Below are 10,152 nucleotides of genomic sequence, written 5' to 3'. Positions count from 1 at the left end.
GCCTACGACTCGTTTCCAGAACGGGACAGAGAGCTCGGCTCGTAGCGCAACTGATAGGTCCGTACACCCGTCCGGTCCACGCGGTAGAGCGTGATCGTGGAGAGGAAATTCTCCTTGACCTGCGTGACGCGTCGGCGCTCGCTGCCCGCGATGGCGCTGATCCACTCCTCGATATGCTCGGGGAGCTTGAAAGTCAATTCATAGGCGCCGAGATCGCTCGCAGGCGACACCGTCCACTCCGCCGCAGAGCCGATGCCACGTCGCTTGATCCGCACAGTGTGGTCCGGCCTGGTCTCCGCGTACTCCAGGAATCGTCTCTGATCGTCCGCGGCGAGAGGCAGGATGAATGGTGCGGAGGGAAAACCGAGCAATAGCCCGGCGCTGCTGCGCTGCCGTAACACATCCGCGAACTCGGCCACCGCCGCGTTCGCCGCCTGCTTGAACCTTCCGTCATCTATGGAAACGGGTGCCAAGAGGTCGACGGGGGATATCTCCAGCGCCCGTCGGAGCTCCGTACGCATCCAGGTCACCGGAAAGCGAGCTGACTTTGGCAAGTGTTTCTGTGCTTTTTCCAGGGTCGACGCCGTGGCTCCGATGTGACCGAGCAGCCAGGCGAAGGATGCGCCGGACAGGTCCACAAGGGAGATCTGGTGAGCGAGCGCGTATCTCTGGGCGTCCGACGTGAAGCCGCTTGCGGAGAACAACGCGTATGAGTACTTGTACCGCTGGCGAGGCTCCTTACCCTGATCCGTTATAAAGTTCTCGTTAACGTCATGTACGACACCGTGGGCGTTCCGTACGATTTCCAGCCCGCAGTGGTGCAAGTAGTACTTGGCCTCCAGGAAAAGCCGGACCGGCATGGAGAACGCCGGTGTGAACGCGAACTCTCCGAGCACATCGACTTGATGGAGTGCGCCCCTTCCGCGCACCCGGAGCGTGTCACCCTGGGTGACCAACTCAACGGGATCCTGATCCTCGTGGACGAGCAGCCGGTATCCGCTGAAGCGCAGCAGCCAAGCCAGCGACTCTTCCAGCAAGTAGCCCCTCAGCGCGGAGTCCTTGACCACTGCCACAGCCCTCCCGGAAAGCCGGTTTCACCATGATGCTCGATCATCGCATTCAAGCTCTGCCTCTGGTGACGATCGCATCATCTATCCGGATAGGCGCGTCTGTCCGCTGTGTCGACACGCGGAACCTGGATCTGGCCCACATCTCGTGATGAGGCTCCCCCCTTCTCTGTCAAGGGATCGTCGCGGCGCTCGCCGACGGGTCTGATTACTTCGGCGGCCTCGGGGGCGTGGGTCGACTTCCGATTCTGGGGGAGCTACCGAGGTATACGAACAGCTTCGTGATCCGCTGCCAGCGCAGTGAGCCCTTGGCGGGCGGAACCCAGCCGTAGAATCCGCCGTCAGGGGGTGTGGGGAGGGCGTCCACAGTGGGTCGATCGTTTCCGGATGTCCCAAAGAAGGGGAACGGGGTGAAACTGCGGGACGGGCGCTTCAATTGTGCCGCGCCGAGCTGTGCCGCCTATGCCCGGCGGCTGCCATGAGTGCTGTGCGGATGTTGGCAATCAGGGCCGCAGCGCGCTCACATCTCGGCGTACCCAGGCTGGCTTCTATCACTGCCTCGCTCGCCCGGACGGCTGAGGAGAGATCGGACATCAGCGCGGCAGGAATGGCGCCGAGTCCGAGACCGGAGTCTCGCATGGCTGAGGTGAGCTTGTGCTGTTCGATAAGGCTGAGCAGCGAGCCGACCCGGTTGTGAGTCAGGACTTCCCGCGCGACGTACCCGTCCGACGCGGCGAGGATCTCACTGATCAGGTAAGTGAACATGTAATCAGCAAGCGATCGGTCACTGTCGGCGATCAGGTCAAGGATAGTTAGACCGAGGCGCGTTCGGAATACCAGGAGGCCTGGTGTCCGGTCGAGCTGCAGAAACTGGCGTTGGGCCTCGATGCCCGTACCGTCAACGGAGTGCTCGGCCGCACGGCTGCAGAGCACATCTAGGCAGGCGGCTACCGCGTGTTCCCACGGCTGGTCGGGTGTGCTGTCGGCGACGAGCTTTAGGGCGGTGTTAGTGTGCCCGGCGAGGCAGCTCGCGACGATAAGGGCCTGCCGGCCGTCCAGGAGTCGTTGGCCGACGCCACGGTACTGCTGTGCGTGGGCAACCGCGTGCTCCCACTGGCCCGCGCTGATCAACGCTCGGATGCCTTCAGCCAGGAAGACGCCCCACAGCCACTTGCGGACGGTGTGGAGATCGTCGTAGGTGCGGGTCAAGCCGTCGAACGGGATCTCGTGGCCGTCGATGTCGGCTGTGCTCGCGGTGCTGACGGAGTGGAAGAGGTCCTTCAAGAGGCGGTAGCCGCGGGTTCCGTCGCCTTCGCGGATGGCCAGCCGGGCGAGGTTGACGAGCGGTTCCAGCGCCGAGCGGGCCCGGGGCGCGTCCAGCGGCCAGGCGGGCAGATAGGCGGTGAAGTGTCTCCAGCATAGGGAGCGGGCCAGGGCGGCGTCGCCGCAGTCGCTCGCGATTAGGGCTGCCTTGTTCAACACCTCGGAGGCGAGCGTAAGGCGCCGGGAGTCTGTGCCCTGGGCGGCCGTGTCGATGAGGGCGCGCAGTTCGGTGACCCGGGCCTTGAGCGGCAGGCACGCCGGTCGAGGGCGCGCGATCAGGGGAAAGCGCTGCGCCGCCTGCTGTAGAACGTTCATCGTGCTTCGCTCCTCGCTTCCTCGATCTCGGGGGTGTATGCGGGGTCGTGTCCGAACACGACCTGTCTAGCGGTGTGGGCGAGGATGGCTTGGGTGACGTAGGGCATGCCGAGCCGGTTCCACGCGAAGATGATGTGGTGGGCGAGGACGGCGCGCAGGCCGCGGTGCAGGAGCCCGTCGGCTGCCAGGCTGGCTAGTTGCTGGCCGGTGGCGGCGAACGCTCCTGACCACTCGGCGGCGAAGTCCAAGGGTGAGCCATCACGTAGGAGGGGGCCAGCGTCCACGCTCATCAGCCGCCGCAGGCCGGCCTTCAGTGCGTGTTGTTGATCAGGCTGGATTAGTTCGGGGAGGTCGCGGTGGTCGGCTACTCGGGCCCACACGTCGCCCTGCTCGTACCAGTCCAGTCCGGCCGAGCGCAGCAGGGCCGTACAGAGCAGGACCGACAGCTCGCGGCGGTGCTCGGCGTCCGGCGATCGGGCGAGGTAGGCGAGCAGGTGTCGGCTGTCGAGGTGGAAGAGGTCGTGGGCGCTTGTCATGGCCTCGGTGCCGCCGAAGGCGTGCGGCTCGGGCTCGTAAATGACCTCGGTAGCGGCGGCGATGCGGCGTTGCCGGACGAGGCCGTCCAGGTGACCGCGTACATCAGCCTGCGCTCGTTCGCCGCTGGGGATGTAGCGGACACGCCAGCACGGAATCTTGCGTACGAAGAACCAGGTGGTGATGAGCCGTTCGTCTTCGGCCTTGACCAGCAGCGGAGCGAGGTGGGCAACAGCGGTGCGCTCGGCCTTCGCCCAGTCCGTGAAGGTGACGTTGACTTGCCGCCACGGGCGGGAATCCATGAGGGTTACCTCCGGTGATCAGGCCAAGAGCAGGACGGTGTCCCAGCCCGACGCCGTGGTGCCGGTGCTGTAGGCGTGCAGGGCGAGCGCGGCCCCGGCAGCGCCGTCGAGAAGCCCAGGCTCCGGCTCGGAGCGGGAGATCTGCGCGACGAGCCGGGCCGCCAGCGCGGGGAGCTCGTCGCGGATTTGTACGGTTCGCGCGTCGGCGGCCATCCGCCAGGCGGAGTGGAGTAGTCCGGCCGTGCCGTGACACAGTCCGCTCTCCAGGAGTCGATCGAGCTGCGCCGGATTTCGCAGGATGGCCAGCATCGCCTCTTCGGCGGCTCGCTGCCGAGTCTCGTCGGCGAGCGCCAGGCCGGCCAGCTGCTGGGCGCGGGCCGTACCGCTGACCCCGTAGCACCACGACGGCCGGGGGCGCTGGGACGGGCCGACGCGCTGCTCGCGCGCCTGCTGGATGGTGACCAGACCCGGCCACCACACATCCGCGGCGTCCTGCTGGCGCCAGGTGTCGGTCCAGGCGCAGATTCGTTCGACCGCCTCTTTCGCGCCGGGCACGCCTTCGTTGCGCAGTACGGCCAGGGACAGCAGGGCCAGGGCTGAGCTGATGCCGTGGGACATGCCTAGGTTTCCGTGCCCCTGCGGGTAGTCCGAGCCGGGTTCGCCGTTGGGTGCCACGGTCGTCCACCACGGCGGGAGCTCGCTGCCTGTGAGTAGCGGTTCGGTGAGCCGCACCAGGTAGGACAGCACGTCGCGGGTGATCTGGTGGTCTGGGTGGCGGTTGAGGTGGTAGGTGCCCAGGCCGGTCAGCCCTCGGATCAGGTCGAACTCCTTCATCTCGGGCTGCTCGCCGCGGTCGATGCGCGCGTGAGCGTTGGCCAGGCGGGTGCGGGTGATCGCCGTGACCGTGTCGTCCAGGCGCTCCAGAGCACGCCGGTAGCGACCTGACGTGCCAGCGGCCGTGTGCGTGACGAAGGCCAGCGCGGGGGCGCCGAAGAACAGGCTCGCGTTCGGTGCCGCCGTCAACGCGCCGGAGGCGGCTACTTCGAGCCAGGCGTGTGCGATGCGGGGGTCACCGTGTCCGGAGCGGGCGCGCTCGACGTGCAACAGCGCGATACCTGCCGCTCCGGCCCACAGCGATTGGGGCCAGGCCAGGCCGCTGCCCGGCGGCTCGGCCGCCCAAGGCTGCGGGTCGGCCAGCGCCGTGGCGATGGTGCTGGCGGCGGCGAGCGCCTCAGCGGTGGGCTGGCTCATGGTTCCTCCTGGTGCGTGCGGTCCAGCTCAAGGCGGCGGCCCGGGCCAGGTGCAGGCAGGCCCGCTCGCCATCCAGCGAGGTCCCGGCCATACGGACGTGGTGCAGATGCAGCAGATCAGGCAGCACGGTCACCGGAGGCAACGTGCCCGCTTCCTCCAGCGCGTGGCGGTAGGCGGCGAGGGCCTGGCGCCGCTGCTCCCAGCGGGAGATGATCTGCTCGCCCCCCAGGTACGCGGACACGGCTCTGTGATCGTCCGGGTGGGCCAGGCGGACGGCCTGGTCATAGGTGGACCGGTCAGGCGGGGAAGCGTCGGCTCGGGTCTGGTCGATCAGCCAGTGCATCGCCGTGGCGGTGTCCCCGAGGAAGGCGGCGGCGGTGTCGAGCATGCTGGCGGCAGTCATGGCGTGCAGGTTGGGCCCTCCCGGGGAGGCGATCGCAGCCAACTGGGCGAGGGCGACGGCCGAGTCGGCGGCGAAGTACCTTTCGGCAGCGCCCAGGGCGGTGTCTCCGCCGAAGCGGGCGGTCTCCGGAAAGTAGGTGTCCCACTGCACACGTCCGGTGAGCCCGGTCCGGCGCACCTCCTCGCACCAGGTGGTGACGTTGGCGGCGAACGCTCCGGCGGGCGCGGTGATGCGGATGCGGAGATGGTGGTCGGGGTCGTGGTAGCGCAGGAACCACCACTGGGCGTCGTTGCCGAGCGCGTCTACCAGGCGTGGCAGGTGGCGGGTAAGGATGGCGTCGTGCCGGTCGGGGTGGCTGTACAGCTTGAGCGACAGCGGTCCATGCTGGCCCGGAAAGCGACCGTGGTCTCGGGAGGTCACCTCGCGCGGGAGCCGGGGCGGCTCGGCAGGTTGGCCGGTCGCGGCGAGCGGGATCACGATCTCGTGGGCCTGGCCGCCGATCCACCCGGCCGCGTCCGCGTCGGGAGCGATGCGTAGTACGGCGGTGCCGGCACGGTCCACCTGGGCGCGCAGGAGTGCGCGGTGCGAGGGCTGGGCGAGGTTCAGCGGGATGCGCTGGTCGCCGCCACCGAAGAGAACCGTCTCCGGCAGTGCGACCTGCTCCCGCCACATGCTTAGGGAGCCGTCCCATTCCTGCCAGTCTGCCGACTGCTCGGGCAGGTCGGCCGCGGAGAGTCTCCAGCGGGCGGGCGAGATGATCGTGCGCCGATAGCGCAGCGCCGGAACGAAAGGCAGCGCGGTCGCCGGGCCCCAGTCGAACCCGGCGCACGGAGCCCGTAGCGCGTGCTGCGCTTCTAGGAGGAACCGTGCCAGCGGGTGCGTGTGCTGGACGAGGTTGACCGCGTTGAGGATCATCGGCTCGATAGTGCGGCGGCGCGACAGCGACACCAGGTAGATGCCTCGCACGTCGGCGGTAACGGCAAGGTCATCAAGGTCGAGAAGCTGCGTGCGACCGCCGGAGTGTTCGCCGACCGGTAGCAGGTGTGGCAGCGCCTGCGCGGCGCGGGCGACGTTCTCGGTGCTGGCGTACGGCGCCGGGGCCGAGAGCTGAACCATGAGTGCGTCTCGGACTCCCGGGGACAAGTTCCTGAACAGGGCGCTCATCTTCTGGCGGTGCTCGTCGTGGAACAGGTCCAGGAACCGGCCGGCGATGGTGCCTGCGGCACGCGACGCCCCGGTGAGGACGAGCGTGAAGTCGCCATTGGCCAGCGCTTGGACACTGGGGGAGCCGATCCGTACAGTCAGCTCGGTGGTGGGTTGAACCGGAGCATCTGGTGAGACTCCGCCGAGGTCGGCGATCACCGCATCGTTGAGCAGGATCTCGCGCTGGCGGCGCAGGGCGGCGTTGTGCGCCAGAACCAGCAGCTTGCGGTCGCGGTCGGTCAGCGCCTCACCCCCATCCGTTGGAGGTTCGCCGTTGTACCCAGCCGGATAGCCGAGCCCGGTGTCGGCATCGACGACGTCCCGGAGCGGCACCAGGGCACGCGGGCCGTAGCGCTCCAGGAACCGTCCATGCCAGGCCAGCCAGCCCGTGTTGAGCACCGAACGACGAGCCAGACGGACTAGCGCTGCCGCTGCGGTGGCTGCCTCTGCCGCCACTGCAGCAGGGATGGTCACCTCCCCGTCCAGACGCAGGTCGACGGCGAGCGGTGGGCGTGTAGTGCGGTGAAGGGTCGCCATCACGGCGGATGCGCGTACCCGGTGATCGGCTGACACGGCGGCAGGAGCCCGGTCGTGCTGGGCGAGCTCGTCGGCGATGATGCGCACGCCTTTGACGATGCCGGCCACCTCGCCGATGTCCTCCGCGCTCACCGCGTCCAGCTCCTCCAGTAGATACCGGAGCGGGTCGCAGGCCGTCATGGGCGGGCGCAGGCAGGTGAGCAGAAAGCGCTGGGCCACCAGCTCGGCGATAAGCGCGTCGATGGTGCTCTCGGCAGTTCGCGGGGAGGCTGCTGACAACCGGTCCATGAGATCGGTGACGGGAAGTGGGCCCCGAGCCAGCCGAAGGGTCGTCCGTACCGGGCCGGTGGCGCGCACGCTCACCTCGCCTGGTGCCCCGCCCGCCACGATGTTGGCGCGGTGTTCGAGCACCAGGCGACCGTCCCGCTCGAACGCGAGGTTGTTGGCCGTCACCGTCAAGCGCCGCCGCAGTGCCGTCTCACCTTCCAGCCGATCAACAACGGCCGAGAGCCATTCCGCCGTGACACGGGCTGTCGGCTGGTGCGCGTCCCCGAGGCGCACCACGGGCACTTCGCTTCCATAGCTGAGACGGGCCGGAGCCACCCCGGCGAACAGCCCGAACGGTGTCGCGCGGCCGGAAGCCCGCAGCAGGTAGCGCATCGTGGAGAGCGCCGCCCGGCGCACTGCCGGAGCGGAGATCTGCCGCCCGGCGCAGATCTCACGCACCCGCCGCGCCAGATCTGGGCTGGCCTGTTCGACGGCCGCCGCGAAGCCCGGCGTCTGCCATGTACGAGCCAGCCAGGCCCGCCACGAGACGTGGCTTGCCTCCGGTCCAGTGAGGTCCGGCCACGAATCCGGCTGCTGATCTGGACGCCATGCAGGGGCGCGCAGCATCGCGGCGTCGAGATGTCGGTACATCAGCCTCTCCCGTAACTGGGGGGACCCGGTCGGCGGGTGGGGCCTCGCCGACCGGGCCTTCAGGGTCAGGCGTCGGATTTCGGTAGGACGTCTACGTGCCGCAACTGACGCACGCGGTCCCGCACGTCGAGTTACAGCCGTCGTCGGTCATGCGGATGAGCTGCTCGGCGGCCACGCCGGACTCGACGATGGACACGTCCAACTCGGCGAGCCAGTCGGCGTCCCAGCCTTCGGCGGCGGGGGGTGTGAACGTAGCCGTGCCTGCGCTAGCTGTCATGAAGGTCCTCCTTCGTTGGGGTGGGTGGGATCCCCCGGTGCTCCCAGATCTCCTCGGAGCCCGGTGGTCTATGGCCAGGTGACGACGACGGTCCCGTGCCGCTTGACGATGATTCCGCTGGAGGGGGCCGGCGGGTCGGCGGCTTTGGGGAGGTACTGGATGGACGCGGCGCCTCGGCGGTGGTAACGATCCGCCCACCTGCGCAACAGGTCCGCGTATCGGGCGGCGAGGTCCTCGGCCGAGGGGCCGTGGGCGTAGACGCCGCTCTCGTATCCGCTACTCATGTCGTCGTTCGGCCGTGCGGCCCGGTAGGCGAAGCTGTCGCCGTCGATCAGGACGGGCACGCCCTTGAGTGCCGGGCGCGCGATCAGGTCGCGGTCGACGGCTTCCTGGTTGGCATGGAGTAGCGCCATGCCCGCGGAGTTGGTCAGCAGGAACAGTGCCTGTTCGTCGGGCATGTCGAACACGGCTCCGGACCAGCGTTCGATCCTCGGCAGGTGCAACGCCCGGCGTAGCGCGTCGATGTCGACCTTGAGGTTCTCGTCGTCAAGGCGCAGCACCACCCCGTCCTCGATCGTGACGGTCCGCTCGGTGTGTGACCCGGCCCCCTGGAACGGCACGAAGACGCACAACCCGTAGCCACGGCTGATCAAGCCCGAGCCGTCGCGGTCGAACGCGATCCACCGCGTCGTCCCCTTCAACCGGAGCGGGACGACGATCCGGCCGTCGTCGGCGAGCTGGTCGATCCAGGCGGGCGGGATATCCCAGCTTCCAGCCGTGACGATGATCCGATCGAACGGAGCAGCGTCGAGGACTCCCTCTTCCGCGTCGGTCAGCATCACGTCGACGCGGTTGTAGCCCGCCTCGTTGAGGAAGGTTCGGGCGCGCTCGACGATCTCGGGGTCGATGTCCACCGTGGTGACGTGTCCCCCGTCGCCAACGAGTTCAGCCAGCAAAGCCGCGTTGTAGCCGCCGCTGCCTACCTCGCACACGCGCATGCCAGGCTTGATGTCAGCCGCTTCCAGCATGGTGGCCTGGAGATGCGGCGCGGACACGGAGCTGAGGGTCAGCCCGTTGCCGTCGCGCTTGACGATCGGCGCGTTGTCCACGGCGTAGGCAACCGCGAGCGGCTCGCCCGGCGTGAACAGGTGTCGCGGCACGGAGGCGAAGGCCGCCGCCACGCGCTCGGACTGGCACGCCCCCTGGTCACGAAGCTCACGCACCATGGCGGCACGTAGCGTGGCGGCGTCCTCGACGCCGTCGTCGGTGGTCACGTCGGTCACGGGTAGGCCCCTCTTCTGCTTGGTCGTGATGAGCAACTGGACGATGGTGGCGGTCGGCCGACTGCTGCGGCGGCTTGCCACGCCGTTGGACGAGGCCGGGCTAGCGGATGCCTGCCACGCAGGTTGGGGGGCCCCATTCGCCAGCCTGCAGCTCTTCGTCTCTCTCCTTCAGCCACGCCTCGGCCGTCTGTCCGGCGGGTAGCGGTGGCACGATGCGGTTGAGGAGGATGTCATGGCGCCCGCCGCCTCGGGTGTGCTCCTCGTGGAGGAGCATGCCGGTGGGCCCAGGGGCCACCAGGATGACGAACCGCTCGGACACACCGCCCACCTGGCGGCCGTACACGTAGGAAGTCGTGCTCATGACGGCTTCCGCTCATCACTTGAGCTCCGGCCGTCGACGGCCGGGGACACGCCCACGGTGAGGTTCGCTGAGGGCTGGGCCCGCCACAGGGCCAGGGCTTCTTCGGCCATGCGGCGTAGCAGGGCATCGGGGTGCCGGGCCTTCACCATGATCCCTGGAGCAGGGCAGGGCCCACGGTAGAAGGCCATGAGGCCACGTTCGACGCGGGAGTACATGAGTAGCCAGTCGGGGAAACGCGCTTGGTGCTCCTTGACGTACTTCGTCCCGGCGGCATCAGCTGCGGCGTCGCTAGCAAAGGTCACAGGCTCCTCCAATCCGGTTGGGGGGATCTGGCGTCGGTGCGGCCGGACCTGCTGCAGGTGAGCGGGTCCGGCCAGC

The 10,152-nt window shown here is 68.4% G+C and carries 8 protein-coding genes; all 8 read right to left on the bottom strand.

The window, feature by feature from the left end:
* Nucleotides 1–2: 2 nt before the first annotated feature.
* Nucleotides 3–1,073, bottom strand: a complete 1,071-nt coding sequence (locus ACIBF7_RS03470) for a hypothetical protein (RefSeq protein WP_397196309.1) — start codon at nt 1,071–1,073, stop codon at nt 3–5.
* A gap of 426 nt (nt 1,074–1,499) precedes the next feature.
* Nucleotides 1,500–2,705, bottom strand: coding sequence for a hypothetical protein (locus ACIBF7_RS03465; protein WP_397196308.1), 1,206 nt, complete (start codon nt 2,703–2,705; stop codon nt 1,500–1,502).
* On the bottom strand, nt 2,702–3,541 hold the full coding sequence (locus ACIBF7_RS03460; protein ID WP_397196307.1) for a thiopeptide-type bacteriocin biosynthesis protein: 840 nt from the start codon (nt 3,539–3,541) through the stop codon (nt 2,702–2,704). The genes ACIBF7_RS03465 and ACIBF7_RS03460 overlap by 4 nt, the downstream gene beginning before the upstream one ends.
* 18 nt (nt 3,542–3,559) lie before the next feature.
* Nucleotides 3,560–4,792, bottom strand: coding sequence for a lanthionine synthetase C family protein (locus tag ACIBF7_RS03455; RefSeq protein ID WP_397196306.1), 1,233 nt, complete (start codon nt 4,790–4,792; stop codon nt 3,560–3,562).
* The gene (locus ACIBF7_RS03450) at nt 4,773–7,853 is read right to left on the bottom strand and encodes a lantibiotic dehydratase (protein ID WP_397196305.1); all 3,081 of its coding nucleotides are present in this window, start codon (nt 7,851–7,853) and stop codon (nt 4,773–4,775) included. Before ACIBF7_RS03450 ends, ACIBF7_RS03455 begins: the two co-directional genes overlap by 20 nt.
* 91 nt (nt 7,854–7,944) lie before the next feature.
* A complete protein-coding gene (locus ACIBF7_RS03445) occupies nt 7,945–8,130 on the bottom strand; it encodes an FxLD family lanthipeptide (RefSeq protein WP_397196304.1) in 186 nt (61 codons plus the stop codon).
* A gap of 68 nt (nt 8,131–8,198) precedes the next feature.
* Entirely contained in the window at nt 8,199–9,413 is a 1,215-nt protein-coding gene (gene fxlM / locus ACIBF7_RS03440) for a methyltransferase, FxLD system (protein WP_397196303.1), read from the bottom strand.
* Nucleotides 9,414–9,513: 100 nt separating this feature from the next.
* A complete protein-coding gene (locus tag ACIBF7_RS03435; RefSeq protein WP_397196302.1) occupies nt 9,514–9,774 on the bottom strand; it encodes a hypothetical protein in 261 nt (86 codons plus the stop codon).
* Between the last annotated feature and the right edge of the window lie 378 nt (nt 9,775–10,152).

The organism is Nonomuraea sp. NPDC050478 (assembly GCF_044458265.1).
In the GTDB taxonomy this organism is placed as follows: Bacteria; Actinomycetota; Actinomycetes; order Streptosporangiales; family Streptosporangiaceae; genus Nonomuraea; species Nonomuraea ferruginea.
Note: the sequence above shows the minus strand (reverse complement) of the source record. Positions and strands in the feature narration are given on the sequence as shown.

Coding starts and splice junctions, on each gene's coding strand:
- ACIBF7_RS03445 (WP_397196304.1), bottom strand. CDS start 8,130: ATGACAGCTAGCGCAGGCACGGCTACGTTCACACCCCCCGCCGCCGAA.
- ACIBF7_RS03455 (WP_397196306.1), bottom strand. CDS start 4,792: ATGAGCCAGCCCACCGCTGAGGCGCTCGCCGCCGCCAGCACCATCGCC.
- ACIBF7_RS03465 (WP_397196308.1), bottom strand. CDS start 2,705: ATGAACGTTCTACAGCAGGCGGCGCAGCGCTTTCCCCTGATCGCGCGC.
- ACIBF7_RS03435 (WP_397196302.1), bottom strand. CDS start 9,774: ATGAGCACGACTTCCTACGTGTACGGCCGCCAGGTGGGCGGTGTGTCC.
- ACIBF7_RS03450 (WP_397196305.1), bottom strand. CDS start 7,853: ATGTACCGACATCTCGACGCCGCGATGCTGCGCGCCCCTGCATGGCGT.
- ACIBF7_RS03460 (WP_397196307.1), bottom strand. CDS start 3,541: ATGGATTCCCGCCCGTGGCGGCAAGTCAACGTCACCTTCACGGACTGG.